We start from the raw sequence: 25,000 nt of genomic DNA, 5'->3' as shown, positions 1-25,000 counted from the left end.
ATATCGTAACGCCACCCGTTTATGATAATGTCAATGAATTCATTATAGTCAATATCTGCCTCTTAATCCAGTCAGTGAGGAGCGGATGCGGCAGCAGCGTTTCACCGGAATAGCGGCATTCCAGCCCTTCGAGTCTAGAAGGAATTGTCTTCTTCGTGAAATATCCCTCGCTAAGGAACAATGGCGCGACAAGCACATCCATGCCACGCTCCTCATGCCAGTACCTTACCTTGTCCGCAACGCTGTCCGGATTCAGCAGCGCATAATCCGCATGCTTCACCCCGCCGATCTCGCCTACATGCTCAGCAAGCGCACGAATTCCGCGTTCCCAGCGCTGACGGAACCCGTCATGCATACTCCCATGGCCAACCAGGAGCACTACTTCGTTCTCCGGCTCGGCGGACTGAGACTTGATCTTGTCCCAGACCATACGAGCAATCAGCGGATCATCATCGATCGGCTCGCCAAAGTGGACACGGCTCTGAACCCGGAAAGGCTCTAGATCTGTCTCCTTATCTGGCGCCGCCTTGACTCCCAGCGCATAAGCTATTTCATCTATATGTGTACTTCCAGACGAGACAAATAACGGAATAACGATCATGTCCGTCACTCCTGCCTCTTCCAGAAGATCAATGCCATCTTGGATTAATCTACCTTCTACAACCTCAAGAAACGAAGCCACAACCGGCATTTCTGCCGGCAGTTCAAGCTTCGCTACAGATTCGTCCACGAGCCGCATCCAGGCAGCATCGGGAGAGCCATGACTTATTACTAGTACTCCAAGTTTCATCAGACTTAACGTCCCAAGCGTTCCAGCGACATTTTATAACCATCATTTCCGTAGTTCAGGCATCTCTTCACACGGGAAATGGTCGCCGTACTTGCACCGGTCTCCGCTTCAATCTGGTTATAAGTGCACCCTTTACCCAGCATACGGGCTACTTCCAGGCGCTGCGACAGCGACTGAATCTCGTTAACCGTACATAGGTCATCGAAGAAGACATAGCATTCCTCGATATTCTTGAGTGTAAGTATTGCTTCGAATAATTGATCGATACTTTTATCATTCAACTTCTTAAGCTGCACTGATTTATCATCCCCTACTGTTACTGTAACCTCATTGTACTTTGCGAACGTAACCTTTTCAAGCATTAACGGTTTATCGCACTGCAGAGACTGCCGCCCAAATCCGCATTTGCCCCCTATAGCCGGGACATTCGTCTATACCTTATGTTCGCCCAGTACATACATTGTTAGTAAGAATTGTGAAAAAACAACAAAGGAATGTGATCTTCATGCCACATTATCAATATTCACAGAGGAGTGTTACCCCTCCGGGCTACCCTTACGGCCCCCACTATCCGGGCATTAGCCCTTTTGATCCATCCATCCCGTTCGAAACCTCGGCCCTCGTTCCGTATAACCCTCCGGTACAGAGTGCACCTGCTGCTGCTGTTGTGACTCCGGTTGCCTCAGCCGCGAAGAGCGGCGGACTCTCGATCCCGAAGCTCGGCGACCTCAAGGGCATCATCGACCGCATGGGCGGAATCGATGGGGTTGTGGCAACGATGGGCCAGGTTCAGAAGGTGATGCAGGGCATCCAGCAGTTCGCCCCGATGGCGAAGCTGGTGATGGGAGGCCTGCTCCCTGGCGGCAAAGGCAAGACGAACTCTGCCAGCAAGCTCGACGAGTTCAGGCCGAAGAAACGCCGCTCCAAGACCTCGAAGCCACGCTCCAGGAAGAAAAAGTCCTCTTCGGGCTCACGTTCATCCTCCAAGAAGCAGACTCTCAAGAAGAAGACCCGCCGATAAGCAAGTATCGGCGGGCTTCCTGCCTTTCTGAAATCTGCAGCATAGAGGCTGCAATGTGTACTCGGCTTTCTTATTTACTTGAACCAGCCGCGCTTCTGGAACCAGAGAATCATGCCGATGCTCAAAGCCAGCATCAGACCAAGCACAACGAAATAACCGTATTTTGTATTCAGTTCAGGCATGTTGATAAAGTTCATTCCATAAATACCGACAATCAGCGTCAGCGGCATGAAGACCGTAGTGATGACTGTCAGGGTCTTCATAATGCTGTTCATCCGGTTCGAGTTAAGAGAAATATACGAGTCCCTAAGATCGGCTGTCATCTCACGGTCGGCTTCAAGCATGTCCGTCAGCTTAAGCAGATGATCATAGATATCGGTAAAATAAGCTTTCGGCTCCCTCTCCCCCTGAATGTGCTCTGAATTAACCATCCGGTACATAAGGTCCCTCATCGGGACTATGGTCCGTCTAAGCTTAAGCAGCCGGCCGCGCAGGTCGAAGACCTGGTTCATCAGGTCTTCGACCGATTCGCGGCCGCCTTTGCTCTCCAGCTCGTCCAGTTCATCCTCGATCGCGAAGACGCAAGGGAAATAGAGATCGACCAGCTCGTCGATAACCAGATACGCTGCGGCCATCGGGCCCCTGGCCCATATTTTCCGGTTATGCGCCCGCTGTTTGACCTTGGTCCAGGCCCCGTTCACCTCTTGAAGATCCTTATGGTGATAGGTCACCAGGCTCCTGCGGCCAATGAACAGGTCCAGTTCGGTCGTATCCAGCGTATCTGCGTCCAGGGCATGAACAACCAGGAATTCCAAATCCTCGTAGTAGTCCATCTTCGGCCTCTGCAGCACATGAAGACAATCTTCAATCGCCAGCGGGTGAAAATGGAAGAAGGAATCCAGCAGGGTGGATTCCTCTGGGGTCGGCTCATTAAAGTCGGTCCACACCCAGGCATATTTCGGATTATCCAGCTGCTCCAGCGGGATATCCTCCTCGATCTCATGTTCATGCGTAATGCCCAGTGTACGTATCATTGCACGGCTCCCCTTACTTAGTGTGCTTAAGTCCGCTACTTCCGCGGCCTGACTTCAGAGAGACTCTCAGGCACGCAAAAAGCCAACCTCATCAGTTGGCTCTCTTTGTACATTCATGATGTAATCTGGACTGAACCTTTGTTCAATCCAATTTAATGCCAGACAATTAACTTTACAATTAATCCAGCCAGCACGGCAGAGATCGGAATCGTAATTACCCAGGAGATGACGATCGTGCCCGCAACACTCCACTTCACCGCGGAGAACCGCTTGGCAGAGCCAACACCTAGAATGGCGGAAGTAATCGCATGCGTCGTACTTGCCGGCAGATTCGTCAAGGTTGCGCCGAAGATAACCGTTGCTGCAGACATATCTGCGGCGAAGCCGTTAATCGGCTCGATCTTGAAGATCTTCGTGCCCATCGTCTTGATAATCTTCCAGCCGCCAATAGAAGTACCCAGCGCCATCGCCGTAGCTGCAGCAACCTTAACCCACAGCGGCACATCCATCGTACTTTGATACTTGGCTGTTACGAGCGCAAAGGTAATGATCCCCATCGCCTTCTGTGCATCATTCGTTCCGTGTGTGAAGGACTGCAGGGCAGCCGTGATGATCTGCATCGTCCGGAAGCCTTGATTCACCGTATGCGGGCTCCGTTTGGCGAAGATCCATTTCAGTATGGTCATCACCACAAATCCGAGGGCAAAAGCGATCAGCGGTGATAAGATAAGTCCTTCAATAATTGTGCTGAATCCGCTCCAGTTGACCTTGTCATGTCCGGCACCAACGTATACGGCCCCTGCCAGGGCTCCAATCAGTGCGTGGGATGAAGAGGACGGAATCCCGAACCACCAGGTAACTAGATTCCAGATAATCGCTGCAAGCAGTGTTGCAATCAGAATCTCAAGACCATTGCTGAGTTCCGCGGGATTGGCAACCTTACCCCCGATAGTCTTGGCTACGCCCGTAAAGACCAGAGCTCCGACGAAGTTCATCATAGCCGCCATCAAAATCGCGGTTCTTGGCTTGAGTGCACGTGTGGACACAGAGGTAGCTATCGCATTCGCCGTATCATGGAAGCCGTTAATGAAGTCGAAAGCGAGTGCCAAGATGATGACAATTAGCATTACAATAAACATTGTATCCATGGTTATATCATTGCACAGAGGCTGCTATTATCCAGCTGGAATCAGGACAATCCCTGTTGTCTTAAGTCCACCCGGATAGACAATATGTTCCGCGCAATTCCAACCTCCTCCACCTGTTGAATTAAGAATTGCGCATGATGATCGATTCCAGCATATTGGCTACATGCTCGCAGGCATCTGTGGTCGTCTCCAGGCGTTCATATATTTCTTTTTTCTTGATCAGCTCAATAGGGTCAGTTACCTTCACGAACAGCTCCTTGATCGCAATGCGGAGCAGCTCGTCCCCTTGGTTCTCCAGGTCGTTCAGACGAATCGTGTGTTCACGGATCGCCAGCAGCTTCTTCTGGGATAGCAGGCGGATCGCCTTCTGAATCTCGTAAGCGGAGTTGCGGAGAATTTCGGCAAATTTCACAATATGCTCATCCGGCTCACCCAAATTGTACATATAGAAGCGTGAAGCCGTAGCTTCAAGGCCATCCAGTACATCATCCAGCGTTGTCGTCAGGTTCATAATGTCGTCCCGTTCGATCGGCGTAATGAACGTCTTGTTTAGTTCGATGATAATGGTGTGGGTGTAATTGTCACACTGGTTCTCGAACGCCTTCATTTCTTTGGCAAAAGCTTCTACATCATTAAAGTTAGACACTTTCTCGGCAAAATAATCAGCCGCTTGTACGACCGCCTCCGCCATATTCTCTAAAGTCTGGAAAAAGATATCTTTCTTTTTCACCCGCATGTGAAGTCCCCTTTTCAAAAAGTCTGCCGGACCACAGAGCGAACCTGAACAACCTGTCCAAAGTCCCACTGTATGTCACCATAAGATAACCTTTGTTATCTTACCATATCTATATATCCGATTGTAAAGTAAATGTAATATTTACAGCAAACAATTTTTTGTATATCATTTCTATGTTTTTCCCCAATATTTCCACGGTTATCCTTACTTATCCTGTATCTTACAGAATAGTTTAACCCTACGCCTGAATTACTTTGTAATTGTAACGTGGCTGTCAAAGCTTGGGCTGTTCGGCACGATGCTGAAATAGGTCTTGCCCGGGTAAAAAGGGACCTCGGCTCCATCCTTCACGAACCGGATGACATCATTCTTCTTCCGCACCCACTGCCCTTGAATCACTTTGCCCCGCTGGAGCATGATGGCCTTGCCGCCTGAACTCAGGTCTACACTGAGCCGTCCGACCTTATCCAGAATTTGATGGTCCGCTCCCAGAATCACGACATTCTCTGCCGTCAGCTGGGTCCCTGAATCCTTGTCCGTATGTGCCTTCTTACCAATGAACCGTTCATACAATTTGGTCTTGGCATTGTAAATATAAGAGACATGGTAGCTGTCCAGCAAGAACTTGATCTCCACCTTGGAGGCCGGTTCCCCTACAGCCGGTTCATCTTCCTTGCGAAAAGTGTACGCAGGCACTTCGCTGTCCTGAAGCGTGTACCCCCGCTTCTTGGCGCCCGCTATAAGCTTGTCCCCGCTGGAGTATAGATTATGCGGGGCTTTGCGGGACTTGTCCCGCCAGAAGTAGGCGCCCGCATTCGAGATCTCATCCAGATCCTCCTTGTGAAGGCTCTGGATCAGCGCATAGGCATCGGTGCTGCCTCCGGCATGCACCAGCACGCCATGATAGCTCTCGCCGAGGTCGATCAGATATGGCCGGATACTGCGCACCGGGCCGATCTTCGCGGCATTCTCGGCGCTTTGATAGATGGCGACAAGGCGGGTAATCCCGCCTTCGGCCAGCACCTCATACACGATGTCCGCGCTCAGTAGCCCGGACTGCGGGCGTGCCGCTGGGGCGTTGTTGATCATCACGGCCAGAGGCCTGTTCTGCATCGGGGCGTCCAGCGACTCCCCGGTCAGCGGGGAGATATACGAAGCTGGCTGGGCAGTCACTGGCTGATCCACTGGCGCCGGAGTCTCCCCCTTCTGTACAGGAGCTGTCGGAGCAGCCGTATCACCAGACTGGCATCCGGCCATTAGCATAGAGGCTGTGGCTACGGTTAGGAGCAATTTATTCAGGGAACGAATGGTCATCATAGTCCCTCCGTGAATTCGTTTTTTCACCATTATAATTGTAATGTTGCCCCTGTGGAAGAAATAAACTCCTCCCGACCCTGTTGATAGCCATAAGAAATAAGGCACAGTCCCATTACTTGGGGCTGCGCCTGAGGAATTATTGAAGTAAGTCACTCATGGTTAGATGAAAGTTACTCATGTTATTTGTCCGCTTTTAATTATCCGCAGTTACTTGTCCGTATCTGAACCTCCGAATTGCCAGCAGTTCAGGCTAAGCGTTCCATATTGATAATCCTGGAACAGCTTCCGGGCACGGCGGTCGTTATCCGCAGCACCCATAGCATAGAAGAGAGGAATGAAGTGCTCCGTTCCATACTCTGGCACAGCTTCCCGTGCGTGCGGGGCTCTCTTCTCATAATCGAACAGGTCTCTAAGATTCCAATCCTCCAGACGGGATGCGATCCAATGATCGAATTCAGCCGCCCAGTCAGCGGGCTTACCCGGGCCTAGAAGACGTAGATTGTGAACCGTCCCCCCGCTGCCTATGATTAAAACGTCCTGTTCACGCAGACTCTGCAGCATTCGGCCAATATCATACTGCTCCTGAGGGGAGCGCTTGGAATCCACCGACAGACTGATTACAGGCACACTCGCTTCAGGATACATCAGCTTAAGAATCACCCAAGCGCCATGGTCCAGGCCTCTCCCTGTAATCACTCTGAATGGGAGATTCCCCGATCTGAACAGGGAGCTGATCTCCTCGGTGAGCTCCGGGTGACCCGCGGCCGGATAAGTAAGTTCATACATCTCATCCGGGAAACCGTAGAAGTCATGCATCGTATCCAGGACTTCGTCACCCGTAACTAACTGATCCGGTGAATCAAAGTGGGCTGAGAAGACGACAATGGCTTTCGGCGCAGGCAGGGATTGTCCTAAATTCTGCAGAAACCTGGTGTATTCATTGTCTTCCAAGGCCAGTGTAGGCGAACCGTGTGCAACAAAAAATGCGGGTAAAGTCACGAGAAAGCCACCTCCATGCGCCACATAATAGGTACATATTTATTGTATCGCTTCCTGCAGCAGAATACCATATATCCTGTAAGGTCAGCGCTTACGGGTCTTCGGCTCCATTGCTCCAGATTCCCCCCTACATCCCACAGGCGGATGAAATCCGGAGACAAAGCATATGCTTCCGATGTAGCTTTCTTTCAGAAAGCTTGTAGCGATTCGCTGTCGCTCCTACCGTTCCAAGCTTCCCCTACGTTACACCTTCCCTGCATGTCTTTTTCTAACTGCGTCTTATAGCTTAAAGTCGAAGCTCCAAGTCCAAAAAGTCCAAGCCCTATCCGCTCTCTGTTCCTTGATACCAACAACAGGCAGGTGAATTTAAGCCGTCTTCGTGGATGCTCCGGGAGCCAATCGTTCAAGGATTCGGATCAGTATCCACAGACCAATCACACACAGGACAGCAAGAATAGCCGAGCCCCCGGCATGTACCAGTCCAGCAGCCAGAAATGCGGACCCCAGACCTAAATGTACAGCCCGCATATATTTGTTACGCACCCGTTTAATCAGAAAGCCGTAGACACCTGTTGCTATGAGCAGCGTAAATGCAGCGATTCCTGTAAGAATCGAATCCTGATGCATGCCTTTAATTAGGTAGTACACCCCATGTACAGCAATCAGGACCATTGCCAGATATCCTGTATAGGTATGAACTGCATAGAACAGTTTCACCCCTTTACGGACTAACATGGACGCAGATCTTCGCTTATTCTTCAAGATGACCCAGGCATAACTTGCGGCAGCTGAGAATACCGCAATGGTCCCAAGTGTCTTGAAGATCCCCTCCGGTCCCTCTTCACGTTCTCCCCGTTCCGGGCGCAAGCCAGATCCAGGACCCTGCCCGGTTACAGTGCCCTGTCCCGGCTGGTTCCTGTCCATACCCGGTTGCATTTGCTCCTGAATACCGAACTGGCCATACAGTATAAGGGCAAGTGCGGCTAAGGTGAGCAGGATAGCTGGAATGAATACTTTTCGGCTCTTATTCATAACTGGATTGTGGCTCCTTCGCTTATAGAATTCATGATAATGTGAGCATACCTTAGCAATCTGAAATTCAGCTGAGAAAATCGCGATTTCAAGAAAATAAATTTCGGCTATCTTCTCTTAATTTTTGAACTTATATAATCCCTCCAAAGACAAATAAGCGTGTACCGGTATTCCACCGTTACACGCTTATTATTCCTATCTATATAAGACTCAGTTAAAAATTGACCTGAGGGTAAGGCGTAACGGAGGGGAAGCTTGGAACTGTAGGAGCGAAAGCGATCGCCTTTGTCTCCGGATTTCATCCGCCCTGCGGTATAAATCAAGAAATCTGGAGGCGGGCAGCGGCCGAAAGTCCAAGCATTCCCTGTAGTTACGACTGTACACACAGATGTGAACATTTTAACTGCGGCTTATTCAAGAGCCTTATATTATATCATCCAATGCTGCCAATCAGTCTGGATCGCTTCCTGCTCATTCAGCCAGTCCTTCGTTCGCTTGATCAGCTGATGACGATGCTCTCCAACTGAGAAGGTATGATCTCCCTGGAAAATAATTTCCTTGTCGCAGCGGCCTTCAGGACGCATCCAGAATACCTTCTGGAAGAGGAAAGCATAATCAACCGGAATCTCATCATCCGAGGTTCCATGGATAACAAGCACATTTCCCGTAAATTTGATGGCTTCCTGGAAAGGCTGTGACGTACCTAGGGATTCAAAGAATACTGGCGTGAATTCATATCCGAGGTAATCCGAATGCCCATACTTCATCGCATCGTCGTACACTTTGCGGTCGGTAATCTTTACAATATCACTGAAAGGATAACCAACGGAGGACCACATGACCAGATTCTTCACCCGGCGGTCTCGGACCGCAGTCAGCAGGGCTACAGCCCCGCCAAGGCTGTGGCCGATGAGGGTAATCCGGGTAGGATCAACATCGCCTATGGTCTCGCCATAATCCAGTACAGTCCGGGTCTGGGCGACCATGGAATCAAGGCCTTCCTTCCCGTATGAACCTGTGCTTTCACCACAACCGATATAATCGAACCGGATGACAAGATATCCTTCTTCAGCAAGGTCCCTGGCTGTCTTCACGAACAAGCGGTCAACGCCAATGCGGCTTCCTACGAACCCGTGGCAGATGATGACAAGCGGAACCCGGTCCTTGCAGCGACCGCTCTTCTTGGCTGTCGCTGCCGGGTAATGGACACTGGCTGTGATCTCTTCATTTTGGTGCTGGATAACGATTTGTCTCTCCATGAATCTCCATCTCCCTGATCCGTGAGTTTATATTATATAAATCCGATAAGTTTAATATGAATTAGATAAACTTATCTTAACATCACGGGTAGGGAGTGTCAATCCTTACGAATTATTCATAGGAACGCCGGTAGAACTCATGGGTCTTCTCTTTGCCATCCCAATTACCTAGAAAGACTTCATTATGGAGATCTCCACGCAACGCCCTGTTCTCCAAATCGCCTGCGGCTTCGGCTTCCGAAGCGAACTCCACATTTGCCCCAATGACAAGATTGCGATCATGGTGCGATCCCCTAACAGCACGAACATCACTTACTGCTTCTGTATCCTGGCCGAACTCCACATCTTGATTGTCCTGAACTACCTCATCCTTAACTTCGCGGGAATTGCTGTTCAGCAGGTAGCGCCGGGTTAATTCCGATTTGAATTTGCTCATGTCAATCTCTCCTTGTCCCTTGAAATGATATCACCATGCTTGGGATAGTGTGGGAGAGAAGAGGACATTTTATTCTGCTTCCAGTAAGCTGTCTGACCCGGAATGATCTGCCGATGTAAATGACAATCTGAAGATTGTTACTTCAAATGCATTACAAGTTCAAAACTCAAAACAATTCCTAAGACCGACATACATAAGCTAAAAAAAGAGTTAACCTAAATGGGATGAATTATAGTGATTGAACTAAGAGACGAACTATATAGAGTGAACTAAGAGATCAGCTATAGTAGAAAAAATATTAGATGAACGAGAAAGGATGATCAGGATGAGCCCAAGCCGGATTCAAACTTTGCTGTCTCAACTGGATGCGATCTGGTACCATGATGAATGGTTCACTACGGTGACCCGGGCACTGGATGGAGTTACTTCTGTGGAGGCGGCCTGGAAGCCTGCCGGGGACTCCAATACAATATGGCAGCTCGTTAATCACATGAATTTTTATAATGAACAGATTCTTCAGCAGCTCACGAATCAGCCCCCACACCAGGCAATTAATAATACCAGCACCTTCGGCAGTCCAGGGGAGGCAGGTAATGAAGACGGATGGCAGGAAGTTAAGGAACGTGCATTTTCCATAACAGCTGAAATTCGTAAAGCTATGGAATCCTTATCGGATAGTGATCTGGATACACAGGTAAATGAGACTACGCTTGGACACACGCTTTCCTCGTGGGTGATGCATGATGGCTTTCATACAGGACAGATTGTCCTAATCCGCAAATTACAAGGCAGCTGGCCGGCAACGATTTGGCCCTAAGCTATCTCTACTGAGGTAGCTTTTTTTACATTTTCTCAAGAAGACCGTTACTGATATCCCAGTTTGCCGGATACAGAACACTTCCATGGTCCCTTGTGTAGTTGCATAAGCTTAAGTATACTTTGGGCAAGAATAATACTGGATTCCGGGGCAAGTTAGCTGACCGGGTCTAGTCTAGTCCTGTCCTTTTTTTATGTTGTATTGTGAATGGGAAAAATAGGATTTCATAATGAGTCACCCTAGAAGCCTATTGTATATTGCTGTATGCTTACACGAAGAGGAGAATAAAAAGCCATGTACATCCATGAAATGATCAAAGAAACCAATCGACTAAGAGACTATATGACTCCCGAGAATGATGCTTATTTCGGCGAGATGGTCCGTAGCTTGCGGTCAAGCTCACTAGGTGAAGCGAAAGGCGAAGAAGTTCTTCTCGGACTGGCTCAGGAGATCCTGACCGCCCAGAACAATAACCGTCCTATCCAGGACCTATTTGGAGACAGCCCGAAGGCCTATTGTGCACAGCTCGTAGCTGATATGTCCATCAGACAGCCCCGCAGTATGAAGGATAAAATCAAGTACTATGCTATGATTCCCTGGGTAGCGTTAACATGGGTATTCTTCATCATGATGCTTACCGGATTCTTCAGCAAATGGTTTGGCGGAGACCTGACCTACACCCGCATCAGTACGGCCACCCTGCTGATCATCTCCTTGGGCTCGATCCTGCTCATTGAACTAATGACGCGGTTCCTCAAGCCGGAGTCCAAGAAGGGAAGACCCGCAGAACCTGTCAAAACCACCACGAAAGAAATGGGGATATACATCGGCATTATGGCCGCTATCGTTGTCGTTGGAGTGCTGCTTGTTATTTTCCTTCCAGCCTTTGTTGTCTCGCCCTGGGACAGCCTGATCATCTTTATCGTCGGTCTTGCAGGCCAGAGGTTTTACTTCCTTCGCAAACCGAGACAACCAGAGCAGGTTGCTCATAACTAATCCTCCTAACTCATCCTAATAGCTCCCCGGCAGTTCATATTGAGGAAGAAGATCCTCAGTATGGACTGCTGGGGGTAATAGTACTCTCTCGGCATGGCCCCCCCTTTTAGCAATTTCTAATTCCCTAGTTTTACCGACCCCACCCTTTAAGGTTTCTCACAACAAAAAGACGACCATCCTCCTGCTAATTTCAAGAGAATGATCGCCGAACCAACACTTATTTACTTCGCCGCACGGAGTATTCAGTCACTAGCAGCAGTAACACTCCAAGCACCATAATTATATTTGCAGCAATCTTGTCTAAGTCTATGCCTACGTAAGAGCCAAAGAAACCGAGCAGAAGAAGAATAAGACCTGCGATAGAAATTAATCTTAATTTATTCATAAACCCGCTCCTTAATTTATTATTGAAATATATTCAAACCTCCTTTAAATATAAACAAAAATCAGCGAGAAAAGTTTCTCACAAAATACATAATATAAAAAAATGTAATTTATTCAGCCAAAATGATTATTAGATCAGCAAATTGAACAAGTTCAAATCCCGGTTCAGTTCCGTAAAGGCAATTCCCTTTGCTCTCATCCGTTCAATTAGCGGCATATAGTCCTCTTGATAGGACAGTTCAATTCCCACCAGAGCAGGACCGTTCTCTTTGTTATGCTTCTTCGTGTATTCGAAGCGGGCAATGTCATCATTCGGTCCCAGCACATCCTGCAGAAATTCACGTAAAGCCCCTGCGCGTTGCGGGAAGTTAATCAGGAAATAATGCTTCAGACCTTCGTAGATCAACGAACGCTCCTTGATCTCCTGCATCCGGTCGATATCATTATTGCCTCCGCTAATGACGCACACCACCGTCTTCCCTCTCAGCTCTTCACGGTACAAATCCAGTGCTGCTACAGGCAGCGCTCCCGCCGGTTCCACCACAATGGCATTATCGTTATACAGCTCAAGAATGGATGTACAAGCCTTACCCTCAGGAACCATCAGCACATCATCTAATACTGCGGAGCAAATCTGGTAGGTCAAATCACCTACACGCTTCACTGCGGCACCGTCTACGAATTTGTCGATTGTCTCCAGCGTGACGACCTGCTTCTCCCTAAGGGCTTCACTCATGGAAGCCGCGCCAAGCGGTTCAACCCCGATAACTTTAGTCTGCGGACTGACCATTTTGACATATGAACCTACTCCCGCAGCAAGGCCCCCACCACCAATAGTCACAAAGACATAGTCAGCCGGAGTGCTCAGGCCTTCCATAATCTCCATTCCGATAGTGCCGTTACCAGCAACGATCTTCGGATCGTCGAACGGATGAACAAAGGTCATACCGTGCTCATGACAAGCTTTCATCGCTTCTGCAAAAGCATCATCATACGTATCTCCCGTCAAGATGACTTCGACATCGGATCCGCCAAAACGCTTCACCTGTCTTACCTTCTGATTCGGCGTTGTACTTGGCATATAGATATGCCCACGAATTCCTAAGGCATGGCAGGATAGGGCGAAGCCCTGAGCATGATTGCCCGCGCTAGCACACACGATGCCCCGTTCACGCTGCTCTTCTGTCAGATTACGGATCATATTGTAAGAACCGCGGATTTTGAAGGAGCGGACTACCTGCAGATCCTCTCTTTTCAAATAGACCTGGCAGTCATATCTTGCAGATAACGCCGGGTCCAGCTGAAGCGGTGTACGGACTATGACCTCCTTGAGTACATGGTGCGCACGTATAATATCTTCCATCCCTACAGTAGGGTTCTCTCCCTGGGGCATTAATCTCTCCTCGTTTCTCCATGGCTATGGCCTGAGTGTCTTTCGTCCAAGCCATACCGGTTACTTTGTTGTCTAAAATACACCTATATTCAGCTTTGTTCAAGTCCTGCGTCATTGAAAGTTATGGCGGTAGCACTGAATGCATAATTTACATGTGCTGAGTATTGAGTATTGAGTTATGTGTTGTGTGTTGTGTGTTGTGTGTTGTGTGTTGTGTGTTGTGTGCTGTGTGTTGAGCTGTGTGCTGCCGCATTTCGTGTCGTTTGTCACGAATCATGTATTTGGGCCTTGATGAGCGTAGGGTGCTTTACGTCACCCGCTAATTTTCAATTGATCTCACTTCAAAAGGCTTCAGCTGCTTCTCAATCTGCTCCCGCTGCGGCTCGAACTCCTCCGGAAGCTTCAGCGAAGTGCCCAGCAGCGCTTCGGGCTCGTCTACGTCGAATCCAGGCGCATCTGTCGCAATCTCGAACAGAATCCCGCCCGGCTCACGGAAATACACCGCTTTGAAATACTGCCTGTCTATCACATTCGTAGGATGCATTCCATATAGCTCGATCACCTCGCGCCACTGCTGCTGCTCTTGCTCATCCTTCGCGCGCCAAGCTATATGATGCACGGTTCCTGCTCCCATTTCTCCCCGTGGAATGTTTGATGTACTTATATCGATCCAATTGCCCACATCGCCAGACGCCTTGAACCGCCTCAGCCCTTCTTCTTCTCCAAACGGAGTTAAGCCAAGCACATCCTCCAGCACGGACTGCGTTTTGTTAGCCGACGCACTGAACAGCATCGCGCCGCCAAAGCCCTTGATCGCATAGGGGATCGGTACCCCTCCATCAGTCCAGCCGCTCGGTCTGCCTTCAATTCGTTCCACGAGATCGATCAAGAGACCCGAGTTGTCTGTGAAACGGATATATTCTTCACCAAACCTCGTGTTCTCCATCGTCTGAATCCCATACTTACTGAGTCTATCTCGCCAGTACAGCAGACTCCGGGGTGGCACCGCGAATACGGTGACCCCCACTTGTCCTCCGCCGATCGTTCCCCATTGGGCGTCTTCTTGAGGGAAGAATGTCATAACTGTTCCGGGACTGCCCTTCTCATTGCCGAAATACAAATGATATACGTCAGGTACATCGTAATTAATTGTCTTCTTCACGAGCCTTAACCCCAATACGCCCGTGTAAAAATCTACATTTTCCTGCACATCGCTAACAAAAGCCGTGATATGATGAATTCCCATCGTAATCGGCACAGCGCTTCCTCCTAGTTCGGGTATGAGTCTACATTTATTATAAAAGACTAGGCAGCCCGATTCATCCGTCCCTGATCACTAATGACTGTCACCAGATTAACCCTGGCCCACCCTACAGGACTACAAATACAAGAGCGCCAATCCCCGTATAACCGGTGACTGGCGCTCGTTAGCAATCCTCTTCTATCCACTAGAGAAGTTCCCTAGTTCTCTAATTCTATTCATGTTCCGCATGGTATGAATTACAACAGTATACATTCACACCAACTTGTTCCCCCATAATTCCTAACTTACACCAGTGCTTTGGCAGCAATATCCGTACGGTTATGCTTGCCTTCAAAAGCAATTCGCTCCGCCTCTGCATAGGCCTTGCTTCTTGCTTCCGCAATATCGCGACCAAGGCCAACGACACCTAGAACACGTCCACCATTTGTTACCCATTCCCCATCCGCGTTCTTGGCGGTTCCAGCATGGAATACAAGCGCATCTTGCACTTGCTCCAGACCACTGATCACAAGTCCCTTCGGATAGGAAGCCGGATATCCCGGAGAAGCGAGCACCACGCATACCGCGGCCTCATCGCTCCATTCAATCTCTACTTGATCCAAAGTCCCGTTCACCGCAGCCAGGAAAATCTCCAGCAGATCGCTCTTCAGTCTCGGCAGCACAACCTGAGTCTCCGGATCACCGAAGCGGGCGTTGAACTCGATCGTCTTCGGCTTGCCATCCGGGGTGATCATGAGGCCTGCGAACAATACGCCGCGGAATGAACGTCCTTCGGATACCATAGCTTTGGCCGTTGGCTTGATAATCGTCTCAACGGCCTCTTCAATGATGGAATCCGCGATATGCGGCAGCGGGGAATACGTTCCCATTCCACCCGTATTCGGGCCCTTATCTCCGTCATAGACCTGCTTATGGTCCTGCGCAGCTGACATCGGACGTACCGTCTCACCATCGACAAAAGCTAGAATAGACATTTCCTGACCGGTCATGAATTCTTCAATAACCACCTGGCTTCCGGCGGATCCGAATACTTTGCTTACCATGATATCAGCAAGAGCCTGTTCCGCTTCTTCACGGGTAAATGCTACCGTAACGCCTTTACCTGCGGCCAGTCCGTCCGCCTTAATAACGATAGGGACAGGCTGGCTGCGTAGATACTCCAGAGCTGCTTCGTAGTCATCGAACTTCTCATAAGCGGCAGTCGGGATGTTATATTTGCGCAGCAGATCCTTCATGAAGGTCTTGCTTCCCTCAATATGGGCCGCATTCTTGCGAGGGCCGAATACCGGAATATTCTTCGCTTCGAAAGCATCCACAATTCCATCCGCAAGCGGGTCATCCGGTCCAACCACAACAAGACCTACTTGCTTCTCCAGTGCAAGATCTGTCAGACGATCGAATTCGCTGACCTGAATTGGCACGATCTCGGCTATTTCACCGATTCCTGCATTTCCCGGCGCACAGTAGATCTTACCTGCCTTCGGGCTCTTTGCAAGCGTCCAGCAGATCGCATGCTCGCGCCCGCCTCCGCCAATCACCAATATATCCATGGATAGTCCCCCTCTCCGAATTGTTAATAGAGTTGTAATTATGATTATATAAGTTGAACTATTGACCTCCACATTATCAAGCTGTGTGAGATGTTCTTAAGGGTGCTCTTGCTCCCGGATCTCTTTAATAGCTCGATTTATATGGATTAAACGTTCATTTTTCAATTTCGCTCCATCCAGGTAGAAATCCATTCACAAAAACGAACGCTTCACTTCTACGGACGATTTCCACACTCACTCTTGCCTATGGGTTTTCTAGTGTTTGAAATGACGTACACCCGTGAATACCATTGCAATCCCATGCTCATTCGCGGCCTTGATCGACTCTTCGTCCTTAACCGATCCACCAGGCTGGATGATCGCTGTAATGCCAGCTTTAGCTGCCTCTTCAACGGTATCTCCCATCGGGAAGAAGGCATCCGAAGCCAGTACGCTGCCTTTGGCTTTCTCTCCCGCTTGTTCAATCGCAATCTTGGCTGCGCCGACGCGGTTCATTTGACCTGCACCTACCCCAATTGTCATGCTGTCTTTCGCAAGCAGAATCGCATTAGATTTCACATGCTTAACTACTTTCCATCCGAACAGAAGCTGCTTCAGTTCTTCTTCTGTAGGCTGACGATCCGTAACGACTTTCAGATCAGCTGCATCTACGGAATGAACATCACTCTCTTGAACAACCATCCCGCCGTCAATCGAAGTGACCACGAATTGGCTCTTTCTGTTCTGACCGGATTGAAGTTCTCCCACTTTAAGAAGACGGATGTTCTTCTTCTTCGTGAGTACTTCAAGTGCTTCCTTGGTGAAGCCTGGTGCGAGGATAATCTCAAGGAAGATCTCCTTCAGCAGGAGAGCGGTATCCTCATCAATGATACGGTTAGCTGCAACGATCCCGCCGAAGATGGAGGTCGGATCTGCTGCATGCGCCTTTTGGAAAGCTTCAAGCACACTGCGTCCAATTCCTACACCGCATGGGTTCATATGCTTGACTGCGACAACAGCAGGCTCTTCAAACTCTTTTACAATCTGAAGGGCAGCGTTCGCATCGTTAATGTTGTTATAAGAAAGCTCCTTGCCATGCAGCTGCTCAGCACTAGTCAATGTATCTGCAGCAGCAAGAGGCTTGCGGTAGAATGCAGCCTTCTGGTGAGGATTCTCGCCATAACGAAGATCCTGGATCTTCTCGTAAGTTACCGTGAAACGCTCAGGAAGCGGATCGCCTGTTACGTTCGACAAATAATCAGAGATCAGCGCGTCATAAGCTGCTGTGTGACGGAATACTTTTGCCGCAAGCCGCTTGCGTGTCTCGAGAGTGGTATCACCTTGCGCACGAATTTCCTCGAGCAGGCCAGCATAATCCGAGGAATCTACAACAACGCTGACGAAAGCGTGGTTCTTGGCAGCAGAACGAAGCATGGTTGGTCCACCGATATCAATATTCTCGATTGCATCTTCGTACTCCACATTCGGCTTCGCAATCGTCTCTTGGAATGGATACAGATTTACGACAACCATGTCGATGTAGTCAAGACCAAGTTCCTTCATTTGAGCCTGATGCTCCTCGCTATCACGTACAGCCAACAGACCGCTGTGCACAGCAGGATGAAGCGTCTTTACACGGCCATCCAGAATCTCGGGGAATCCTGTCACATCAGAAATCCCGATAACCGGAACCCCTTCTAGGGCCAAAAGATTCTTCGTTCCTCCGGTTGAAATAATCTCTACACCTAGCTTAGATAGCTCGCGGCAAAATTCCACGATCCCTGTTTTGTCCGATACGCTGACTAGCGCTCTTTTGATACTCACGATTGGCTCCTCCTTAGTTTGACAGCACTTTTTGTCTGAAAATTAGCAAATTATATGGATTGAACTAAAAACTGCGTGATCAATTCCTTTGCACAACAAGTATTAGCCTTGATCCAGCGCTCAAATCTTTAGTTCATTCCATATAACACATTTCAACAGCATGTATGAATACTTGATCTACAAGTGTACTTCATTTCCAATATGCGGCAATATTTCTCGGGAAATATCGAAAACGATAAAAGCGTCGACTCCTCGTCACATCAAGGATCATCGTTCTTGCTGAATATACAATTTGAACAAAATCTATACGTTATGACTTAGGTATCGTGTCTGGATTTAGGTTAAAATCACTTTTCGGCCATCCAGCTTAACCCTGCCCTCAGCGAGCAAACGAACCACCTGCGGATATATTTCCTTCTCCACAGCATGAATCCGCTCTTCAACCGACTCTATGGTCTCTCCTTCGCGAATGTCCACGGTACGCTGGGCAATTACAGCCCCTGAATCCATTCCCCCATCCACGAAGTGAACTGTTGCCCCGGTGACCTTAACGCCGTAATCGTAAGCCTGTCCAATAGCGTTCACCCCTGGAAAAGCAGGCAGCAGCGATGGATGAATGTTGATCATACGGCCTGCATACGGTTCGACAAGCACCGCTGTAAGCAGACGCATATAACCGGCAAGTACGATGAGATCTATGCTTCGCTTGTCCAGTTCAGCAGCGATCTCACGCTCGTAATCTTCCCGGCTCGCATATTGTTTGGGCTGGAACAGGAAGTGCTCGACACCTGCCTGTTCTGCCCGCTTCACCACCGGAGCCTGAGGCTTGTCGCAGACGAGCAGCGCGATCTCCGCACCGCCCAGTTCTCCACGGCTCGCCGCATCCACCAAGGACTGAAAGTTCGTACCCTGGCCGGAAGCAAAAACCGCTATACGGTAGGAACCCATTACACTTCAGCCCCTGTAAAAGTGACGATCTTCTCACCTTCGGTAACTTTTCCGATGATATAAGGAGTTTCTCCTTGCTCCTGAAGGACCTTAACAGCCTGTTCTGCCTGCTCTTCTCCAACCACAATGACTAGACCAATACCCATATTAAAGGTCGTGAACATGTCTCGGTTGCTGACATTGCCCTTCTCCTGCAAAAGGTTAAAGATCGGCAGGATCGGCCATGAACCGAACTCGATATCGACATTTACGCCTTCCGGAAGCACCCGAGGGATATTCTCGATAAAACCGCCGCCCGTAATATGAGCCATACCTTTAACTTCAACCTGCTTAATCAGTTCAAGAACCGGCTTCACATACAGCTTGGTTGGCTCAAGCAGCACATCTCCGAGTACAGCCCCGTTCAATTCAGCCAGCTTGTCCTGCAAGCTGTATCCGGCTTGCTCAAGCAGCACTTTACGTACAAGAGAGAAGCCATTGCTATGTACGCCACTGGATGCGAGGCCAATCACAGTGTCTCCAGCTTGAATGGATCTTCCGTTAATAATCTTGCTTTTATCGACAACACCCACGGTGAACCCGGCGATGTCATATTCTCCTTCACTGTACATGCCCGGCATTTCAGCTGTCTCGCCGCCGATGAGGGCACATCCCGATTGCGCGCAGCCTTCAGCAATACCGGCTACAATAGCTTCGATCTTCTCAGGAATGACTTTGTCGCATGCAAGATAATCGAGGAAAAAGAGCGGCTCCGCACCTTGAACAATGATGTCGTTCACGCACATCGCCACGGCATCGATGCCGATCGTATCGTGCTTATCCATCGCAAAAGCAAGCTTAAGCTTGGTTCCCACCCCATCGGTACCGGATACCAGCACAGGCTCCTCATATTTATCCTTGTTCAGACCGAACAAGGCGCCGAAGCCTCCAAGGTCCGTCATGACTTCCGGACGGAAAGTCCGCTTGACGTGTTTCTTCATCCGTTCTACTGCTTCATTGCCTGCCGCGATATCGACGCCGGCGCTTTTGTATGCTTCAGACACGTAAGGACACGCTCCTTATGGTTTATTGAGGTTCTAAATAGAACTACTCGCTATATGATTAATGATATTTGTGTTAATAGTTAAGCGGGTGAAGTATTAACGCGGAAAAAGCTTTAAGGCCCTGCTGTGTGGATGGATCGTACTTACCTTAGATCTAAAGCCCGCTCCGCGGACGGATCATCCTTGCGATCGCTGTTGCCTTCAGATTTCTTGATTTTGAACCACTTAGTGGTAGAAATCCGAAGGCAAAGGCGACCGCTTCGCTTCTTCAGGACGATTCCGTCCTCTCCGCTGGGAGTGTGCAGGATCCCACTTCAGACTATAGAGCTTAGCCCGCTCCGCAGACAGATCATCCTTGCGATCGCTGTTGCCTTCAGATTTCTTGATTTGAACCACTTAGTGGTAGAAATCCGAAGGCAAAGGCGACCGCTTCGCTTCTTCAGGACGATTCCGTCCTCTCCGCTGGGGAGTTCAAGGAGGTTACCCGAAACCACTTAAAATAAGAGCAAGAGCAATACTCTGTCCTCCTATTAAACAGCTCCATCACTAACCCTATTAATAATTTCCAGACTTTTTCTAATATCTCAATTATTCAGATGCAAAACAGTTGCATAAATGCATTAATGCTACAAACTTTCAGCTCTCAAATGCCTTCTAGCAGCTGCACCCAAACTGCTCCTCACCATTGAAATCCGTACGGGTTGGGTAGTCATTATCGAAGCAGGCCATGCACAGGCCGCCTTTGTAATCATTCACGTTGTTGCCGGCCACGGCTTCAATCAAGCCTTCCGGGCTGATGAATTCAAGCGAGTCTGCGTTGATCTCCTTGCGGATTTCTTCGATCGACTTCGATGAAGCAATCAGCTCGCGGCTGTCCGGAGTATCAATCCCGTAGAAGCACGGGTTCTTAAAAGGCGGTGAGGTAATCCGCACATGCACCTCGGTTGCCCCTGCTTCACGCAGCAGGTTGACGATCCGGCGCGACGTTGTCCCGCGAACGATGGAGTCATCGATCATGACCACTCTCATGCCTTCAACCACACGGCGTACGGCGCTAAGCTTCATCTTCACGCCCTGCTCGCGCAGCTCTTGGCTCGGCTGGATGAACGTGCGCCCGGTGTACTTGTTCTTAATGAGCCCAAGCTCATAAGGAATACCTGTCTGCTCCGCATAACCGATCGCCGCAGAGATACTTGAATCGGGTACGCCGGTAACGACGTCCGCATCCACGAAGGATTCCTGGGCCATACGGCGGCCCATTCTTTTGCGGGAAGAGTGCAGGTTAGAGCCATTCAGTTCACTGTCGGGTCTCGCAAAATAAATATATTCCATCGCGCACAGCGCCTTACGCTGCGGTTCTGCAAAACGATCCTCATGCAGTCCATTCTTGTCCAGCACGAGCAGTTCCCCAGGCTCGATATCACGGATAATCTCCGCTCCGATCGTCTCAAATGCGCAAGTCTCGGAAGAGAACAAATACGCATCTCCGAGGCGCGCCATAGAAATTGGACGCAGCCCGTTCGGATCGGAAGCGACAAGCATCAGATCATTAGTCATCAGCAAGAAGGCATATCCGCCAACGATCTGCTGAAGCGCATCTTTGGCCGCTTCGACAAAATCTTTGGATGAACGAGCAATCAGATGCGCGATAACCTCAGTGTCGCTGGTCGTTTGAAAGATCGATCCGCTCTGCTCCAGCTCTCGGCGGATCTTCGGCGCATTGACGATATTTCCGTTCGTAGCCACAGCCAAGTCCCCATCACGGTATTTAAATACCAGCGGCTGAGCATTGGTCAGCTTACTGTCTCCGCTGGTGGAATACCGGACGTGTCCAATTGAACGATCACCGATCAGTGAAGCCAGGCGGTCCTTATCAAATACTTCCTTGACCAGACCCATACCGCGGTGGTAGTTGAAGTCACCGCCATTCGTTACACAGAGTCCGGCACTTTCCTCTCCGCGGTGCTGAAGCGCGTGAAGTCCGTAATAAGACATACTTGCGGCATCCGGGTGTCCAAAGACCCCGAATACGCCGCACTCCTCTTTTAACTTATCAAAGATCCCATCCCGTCCTGAGCCTTCGTTAAAATAGTCTCCTGTCCATAACCCTTGCGGTATTACTTCATCAGACATGGAATAGCTTCCTCCCAGACCTGCTTCAAGCCCTCCACCGGTTTGTTCAAGGCCGAAGCGCGGTTGATGTCAATTACTAGACTTGTTCCTTCCACACGGCCGATCACGTTAACAGGAACACTGCGTTCCGATATAAATTTCTCAAGCTCGGCTGCCTTCTCAGGCGTTGCCGACAGCAGAATACGAGATTGGGATTCACTGAACAGGGCCACATCGTGACGAAGCTCAGTATCAATATTCACTTGGGCACCGATTCCACCGCTAATGCAGGATTCTGCAAGAGCCACGGCAAGGCCGCCCTCAGACAAGTCATGCGCGGACTGAACTAGTCCTTGTTGAATCGCGGCAAGAACCGTATCCAGCAAGGTACGCTCCACAGTCAGATCCAATTCAGGCGGACGCCCTTCTGTCACACCATGAACGGCGCTTTGGAACTCACTTCCGCCGAGCTCAGCCTTGGTGTTACCCAGAAGAAGAATCACATCTCCCTCTTTCTTGAATCCTTGTGTTGTGATGTGGTCCACATCATGAACGAGACCCACCATACCTACGACAGGAGTCGGGTAAATGGCACCTTTGGCATTCTCGTTATACAAGCTGACATTACCGCCGATAACCGGCGCATCCAGGACGCGGCAGGCTTCGGCCATACCGTCAACGGCTTTTTCCATCTGCCAGAAAATATCCGGCTTCTCCGGGCTTCCGAAGTTCAGGTTATCCGTAATCGCCAGCGGCTCAGCACCGGAACATACGATATTACGTGCTGCCTCACTTACCGCGATCCGTCCGCCAACTTCCGGATCCAAATATACATAACGTCCGTTACAGTCCGTTGTCATCGCAAGACCTTTGCGCGTACCGCGAATCGTAACCACGGCCGCATCGGATCCCGGACGTACAGCAGTGCTTGTCCGAACCATATAGTCATACTGCTCATAGATCCATGCTTTGCTGGCTACAGTTGGGGAAGCAAGAACCGTTTCCAGGGCTCCGCCAAGATCTGTAACTTCAGGGTAACGCAGGGTATCTACATTCGCATTCTCTTCATAATAAGCTGGAACTGCAGACGGCTTGTCGTAGATCGGGCACTCATCCACGAGCGCAGTTACCGGCATATCGCCAACCACTTCGCCGTGATGGAACAGTTTCAGACGTCCGTCGTCCGTCACTTTACCGACTTTGGCACAGATTACACCCCAGCGGTCAAAAATCTCCTGAGCTTGCGCCTCATCCTTAGGCTCTACCACGAACAGCATACGCTCTTGGGACTCGGACAGCATCATCTCGTAAGGCGTCATGCCTTCTTCGCGCTGCGGCACCTGATCCAAGTACAGCTCAAGTCCATTGCCGGCTTTACTTGCCATTTCCGCACTGGAGCAGGTAAGGCCCGCTGCGCCCATGTCCTGAATTCCAAGTACAATACCGGAATCAATCAATTCCAGACAAGATTCCATAACGAGCTTCTCCATGAATGGATCGCCCACCTGTACGGCTGTACGCTTCGCTTCAGACTCTTCGGTAAGCTCCTCGGATGCAAACGTCGCCCCGTGGATTCCGTCACGTCCTGTCGGAGGACCTACGTAGAACACCGGGTTACCTACACCCTTGGCGACACCGCGCTGGATTTTGTCATGGTCGATCAGACCGACACACATCGCGTTAACCAGCGGATTGCCATCATAACTGTCGTCGAACATTACTTCGCCGCCGACGGTTGGAATTCCGATACAGTTACCGTATCCCGCAATACCGGATACTACATGCTCGAACAAATATTTTACACGGTCACTCTCAAGCTTACCGAACCGCAGGGAATTCAATACAGCCACGGGTCTCGCACCCATGGAGAAAATATCACGGATAATCCCGCCCACGCCTGTAGCCGCACCTTGGTAGGGCTCAACGGCAGATGGGTGATTATGGCTTTCAATCTTAAATACAACGGCTTGATTGTCGCCGATATCCACAATCCCCGCGCCTTCACCCGGTCCCATCAGGACGCGAGGACCAGTTACCGGGAAGCGGCGAAGCAGCGGTTTGGAATTCTTGTAGGCACAGTGCTCGGACCACATTACGCTGAACACGCCAATTTCCGTATAATTCGGTTTACGGCCGAGAAAACCGCAGATCAGCTCATACTCGCTGTCGGATACACCCATTTGTTTGTAAATTTGCTGTTCGGCGATTTGCTCCGCCGTCGGTTCTTTAGCGGACAACTGCTGCGTCATGTCGATCCCTCCATGCCTTCAAAATGGATGTAAACATTCTTTTGCCATCTTCTGATCCAAGCAGACTATCCACAGCACGCTCTGGGTGAGGCATCATACCTACCACGTTGCCCTGCTCGTTGGAAATGCCTGCAATATCATTCAGCGACCCGTTCGGGTTGCTTGCATATGTGAAAATAATCTGATTATTTGCCTTCAGCCTCGCCATCGTCTCTTCGTCACAGTAATAATTGCCCTCTCCGTGTGCAATCGGAACGACAATTTCCTCACCTTTTGCATAATCACTTGTAAAAGGAGTCTCGTTGTTCTCCACGCGAAGCACGGTATCATGACAGAGGAACTTAAGCGACATATTCCGGCGCAGTGTGCCTGGCAGCAGTCCGGCTTCGGTAAGAATCTGGAATCCATTGCAGATTCCCAAGATGTATTTGCCCTGCTCAGCAGCCTTGGCAACTTCAGCCATGACCGGAGCAAATCTTGAAATCGCGCCGCAGCGCAGGTAGTCCCCATAGGAGAACCCGCCCGGAACTAGGATGCAATCATAAGCCGACAGATCCGTTGCTGTATGCCATACATAATCAACAGGTTCGCCAATCGTATCTTCTACTGCCTTATAGCAGTCAATATCACAGTTAGAGCCCGGAAATACCAGTACTGCGAATCTCATGT

General features: G+C 49.7%; 24 protein-coding genes. 3 read left to right on the top strand and 21 right to left on the bottom strand.

Annotation, left to right across the window (positions count from 1 at the left end; all coding sequences use genetic code 11):
- Nucleotides 1-19: 19 nt before the first annotated feature.
- The gene (locus ACRRNK_RS03810) at nt 20-793 is read right to left on the bottom strand and encodes a sirohydrochlorin chelatase (RefSeq protein WP_433946795.1); all 774 of its coding nucleotides are present in this window, start codon (nt 791-793) and stop codon (nt 20-22) included.
- Between the two features lie 2 nt (nt 794-795).
- Nucleotides 796-1,086: a YerC/YecD family TrpR-related protein gene (locus ACRRNK_RS03805; RefSeq protein WP_127199410.1), complete on the bottom strand. Its 291-nt coding sequence runs from the start codon at nt 1,084-1,086 to the stop codon at nt 796-798.
- Nucleotides 1,087-1,295: 209 nt separating this feature from the next.
- On the opposite strand from ACRRNK_RS03805, the gene ACRRNK_RS03800 reads away from it, so the two are divergent.
- The gene (locus ACRRNK_RS03800; RefSeq protein WP_433945483.1) at nt 1,296-1,811 is read left to right on the top strand and encodes a hypothetical protein; all 516 of its coding nucleotides are present in this window, start codon (nt 1,296-1,298) and stop codon (nt 1,809-1,811) included.
- Nucleotides 1,812-1,885: 74 nt separating this feature from the next.
- Here ACRRNK_RS03800 and corA read toward each other — a convergent pair whose 3' ends face one another.
- The 8 genes from corA to ACRRNK_RS03760 form a co-directional block, all read right to left on the bottom strand.
- On the bottom strand, nt 1,886-2,845 hold the full coding sequence (gene corA, locus ACRRNK_RS03795; RefSeq protein WP_433945482.1) for a magnesium/cobalt transporter CorA: 960 nt from the start codon (nt 2,843-2,845) through the stop codon (nt 1,886-1,888).
- Between the two features lie 152 nt (nt 2,846-2,997).
- Nucleotides 2,998-3,993, bottom strand: a complete 996-nt coding sequence (locus ACRRNK_RS03790) for an anion permease (protein ID WP_433945481.1) — start codon at nt 3,991-3,993, stop codon at nt 2,998-3,000.
- A 121-nt stretch (nt 3,994-4,114) separates the two neighbouring features.
- Complete coding sequence (locus ACRRNK_RS03785) at nt 4,115-4,729, bottom strand: DUF47 domain-containing protein (protein ID WP_433945480.1); 615 nt, start codon at nt 4,727-4,729, stop codon at nt 4,115-4,117.
- 249 nt (nt 4,730-4,978) lie between these two features.
- A complete protein-coding gene (locus tag ACRRNK_RS03780) occupies nt 4,979-6,076 on the bottom strand; it encodes a DUF3048 domain-containing protein (protein WP_433945479.1) in 1,098 nt (365 codons plus the stop codon).
- 177 nt (nt 6,077-6,253) lie between these two features.
- Nucleotides 6,254-7,045 (bottom strand): DODA-type extradiol aromatic ring-opening family dioxygenase, encoded by a 792-nt coding sequence (locus ACRRNK_RS03775; protein WP_433945478.1) that lies wholly within the window; start codon nt 7,043-7,045, stop codon nt 6,254-6,256.
- 366 nt (nt 7,046-7,411) lie between these two features.
- Nucleotides 7,412-8,077: a hypothetical protein gene (locus tag ACRRNK_RS03770; protein WP_433945477.1), complete on the bottom strand. Its 666-nt coding sequence runs from the start codon at nt 8,075-8,077 to the stop codon at nt 7,412-7,414.
- Nucleotides 8,078-8,505: 428 nt separating this feature from the next.
- The gene (locus tag ACRRNK_RS03765) at nt 8,506-9,336 is read right to left on the bottom strand and encodes an alpha/beta hydrolase (RefSeq protein ID WP_433945476.1); all 831 of its coding nucleotides are present in this window, start codon (nt 9,334-9,336) and stop codon (nt 8,506-8,508) included.
- 112 nt (nt 9,337-9,448) lie between these two features.
- Nucleotides 9,449-9,772, bottom strand: coding sequence for a hypothetical protein (locus ACRRNK_RS03760; RefSeq protein WP_433945475.1), 324 nt, complete (start codon nt 9,770-9,772; stop codon nt 9,449-9,451).
- A gap of 325 nt (nt 9,773-10,097) precedes the next feature.
- Between ACRRNK_RS03760 and ACRRNK_RS03755 the strand changes: the two genes are divergently transcribed.
- Nucleotides 10,098-10,589, top strand: coding sequence for a DinB family protein (locus ACRRNK_RS03755; protein ID WP_433945474.1), 492 nt, complete (start codon nt 10,098-10,100; stop codon nt 10,587-10,589).
- Nucleotides 10,590-10,883: 294 nt separating this feature from the next.
- Complete coding sequence (locus ACRRNK_RS03750) at nt 10,884-11,585, top strand: DUF1129 family protein (protein WP_433945473.1); 702 nt, start codon at nt 10,884-10,886, stop codon at nt 11,583-11,585.
- Nucleotides 11,586-11,802: 217 nt separating this feature from the next.
- Here the strand turns inward: ACRRNK_RS03750 and ACRRNK_RS03745 are convergent, their stop codons facing one another.
- The 11 genes from ACRRNK_RS03745 to purQ all read right to left on the bottom strand — a co-directional run bounded on the left by ACRRNK_RS03745 (nt 11,803) and on the right by purQ (nt 24,998).
- Entirely contained in the window at nt 11,803-11,970 is a 168-nt protein-coding gene (locus ACRRNK_RS03745; protein WP_433945472.1) for a hypothetical protein, read from the bottom strand.
- A gap of 129 nt (nt 11,971-12,099) precedes the next feature.
- The gene (gene ilvA, locus ACRRNK_RS03740; protein ID WP_433945471.1) at nt 12,100-13,362 is read right to left on the bottom strand and encodes a threonine ammonia-lyase IlvA; all 1,263 of its coding nucleotides are present in this window, start codon (nt 13,360-13,362) and stop codon (nt 12,100-12,102) included.
- A 319-nt stretch (nt 13,363-13,681) separates the two neighbouring features.
- A complete protein-coding gene (locus ACRRNK_RS03735) occupies nt 13,682-14,608 on the bottom strand; it encodes a ring-cleaving dioxygenase (RefSeq protein WP_433946794.1) in 927 nt (308 codons plus the stop codon).
- A 302-nt stretch (nt 14,609-14,910) separates the two neighbouring features.
- Complete coding sequence (gene purD, locus ACRRNK_RS03730) at nt 14,911-16,176, bottom strand: phosphoribosylamine--glycine ligase (RefSeq protein ID WP_433945470.1); 1,266 nt, start codon at nt 16,174-16,176, stop codon at nt 14,911-14,913.
- 255 nt (nt 16,177-16,431) lie between these two features.
- The gene (gene purH, locus ACRRNK_RS03725; protein WP_433945469.1) at nt 16,432-17,979 is read right to left on the bottom strand and encodes a bifunctional phosphoribosylaminoimidazolecarboxamide formyltransferase/IMP cyclohydrolase; all 1,548 of its coding nucleotides are present in this window, start codon (nt 17,977-17,979) and stop codon (nt 16,432-16,434) included.
- A 336-nt stretch (nt 17,980-18,315) separates the two neighbouring features.
- On the bottom strand, nt 18,316-18,927 hold the full coding sequence (purN, locus tag ACRRNK_RS03720) for a phosphoribosylglycinamide formyltransferase (RefSeq protein WP_433945468.1): 612 nt from the start codon (nt 18,925-18,927) through the stop codon (nt 18,316-18,318).
- On the bottom strand, nt 18,927-19,970 hold the full coding sequence (purM, locus tag ACRRNK_RS03715; RefSeq protein ID WP_433945467.1) for a phosphoribosylformylglycinamidine cyclo-ligase: 1,044 nt from the start codon (nt 19,968-19,970) through the stop codon (nt 18,927-18,929). The genes purN and purM overlap by 1 nt, the downstream gene beginning before the upstream one ends.
- A 225-nt stretch (nt 19,971-20,195) precedes the next feature.
- Entirely contained in the window at nt 20,196-20,366 is a 171-nt protein-coding gene (locus ACRRNK_RS03710) for a hypothetical protein (RefSeq protein ID WP_433945466.1), read from the bottom strand.
- 258 nt (nt 20,367-20,624) lie between these two features.
- Nucleotides 20,625-22,103, bottom strand: a complete 1,479-nt coding sequence (gene purF / locus ACRRNK_RS03705; RefSeq protein WP_433945465.1) for an amidophosphoribosyltransferase — start codon at nt 22,101-22,103, stop codon at nt 20,625-20,627.
- A complete protein-coding gene (gene purL / locus ACRRNK_RS03700) occupies nt 22,088-24,331 on the bottom strand; it encodes a phosphoribosylformylglycinamidine synthase subunit PurL (protein ID WP_433945464.1) in 2,244 nt (747 codons plus the stop codon). Before purL ends, purF begins: the two co-directional genes overlap by 16 nt.
- The gene (gene purQ / locus ACRRNK_RS03695) at nt 24,309-24,998 is read right to left on the bottom strand and encodes a phosphoribosylformylglycinamidine synthase subunit PurQ (RefSeq protein ID WP_433945463.1); all 690 of its coding nucleotides are present in this window, start codon (nt 24,996-24,998) and stop codon (nt 24,309-24,311) included. Before purQ ends, purL begins: the two co-directional genes overlap by 23 nt.
- Nucleotides 24,999-25,000 lie beyond the last annotated feature (2 nt).

It is taken from the genome of Paenibacillus sp. SN-8-1 (assembly GCF_050995535.1).
Classification (GTDB): domain Bacteria; phylum Bacillota; class Bacilli; order Paenibacillales; family Paenibacillaceae; genus Fontibacillus.
Note: the sequence above shows the minus strand (reverse complement) of the source record. Positions and strands in the feature narration are given on the sequence as shown.